Consider the following 1,100-nt stretch of genomic DNA (forward strand, 5'->3'; position numbering starts at 1 on the left):
CAGGCGGAACGGGGCCGGGTCACGCGTGGCGGGGGCGGGGGGAGGGGCCCGCCGTCACGCCGCCTTCGCCTTGGTGGCGTACATGTCGACGTACTCCTGCCCCGACAGCCGCATGACCTCCGTCATGACCGAGTCCGTCACCGCCCGCAGCACGTACCGGTCCCGGTCCATGCCCTCGTAGCGGGAGAACTCCATCGGCTCCCCGAACCGCACCGTCACCCGCCCCGGCCGGGGCATGCCCTTGCCCCCCGGCTGCAGCTTGTCCGTGCCGATCATGGCGAACGGCACCACCGGCGCGCCCGTCATCAGGGTCAGCCGCGCGATGCCCGTGCGCCCCCGGTAGAGGCGGCCGTCGGGGGAGCGGGTGCCCTCCGGGTAGATGCCGAAGACCTTGCCCTCCTCCAGCACCCGCCGCCCCGTCATCAGCGCCGCCACGCCGCCGTTGGCCCCGTCCCGGTCGACCGGGATCATGCCGACGCCGGTGAAGAACCACGCCATCAGGCGGCCCTTGAACCCCTTGCCGGTGACGTACTCGTCCTTGCCGATGAACAGGACCTGCCGGTCGGTGACCAGCGGGAGCACGATGGAGTCGATGAAGGTGAGGTGGTTTCCGGCCAGGATCACCGCCCCCGTCCCGGGAATGTTCTCCGCGCCTTCTACGCGTGGGCGGAACATCAGGCGCATGATCGGTCCGAGCACTGCCTTGATGAGCGCGAAGCGGGACAACGAGCCCTCCCATGTCAAGGGGTCCGACGGAAACGGACGAGTCCGTGCAGGTGAGGACGATACTCGCGCGGGCGGCCAGGTTGCACATCCGGTTGACGGACTCGTTGCACAGTGTTGACACGCGGTCACTCCCGCCGCACCCGGCGAAACCGGCCCGTCACACGCGCGCGGTGGCGGGCGGGGAGGAGAGACGACACCCGCTGTTTTCCGCCCCGTCCTCCCGGGGGCCTTCAGTCGTCATGTACACGCACCTACGATCCGGCCGACCCGAAGTCGTGACCTCACGAGGGAGCACCGATGGCGAGAACCACAGGTCCCGCAGCGTCCGAAGGACCGGCAGGCACCACCCCCGGCACCGGACGGCGGGCCGTACT

General features: G+C 70.3%; 1 protein-coding gene. It reads right to left on the reverse strand.

The window, feature by feature from the left end:
* Positions 1 to 54: 54 nt before the first annotated feature.
* Entirely contained in the window at positions 55 to 684 is a 630-nt protein-coding gene (locus tag HW445_RS32105; protein ID WP_246212985.1) for a 1-acyl-sn-glycerol-3-phosphate acyltransferase, read from the reverse strand.
* Positions 685 to 1,100 lie beyond the last annotated feature (416 nt).

Origin of the sequence: Streptomyces sp. UH6 (assembly GCF_013421635.1) — a bacterium.
Taxonomy (GTDB): domain Bacteria; phylum Actinomycetota; class Actinomycetes; order Streptomycetales; family Streptomycetaceae; genus Streptomyces; species Streptomyces abyssomicinicus.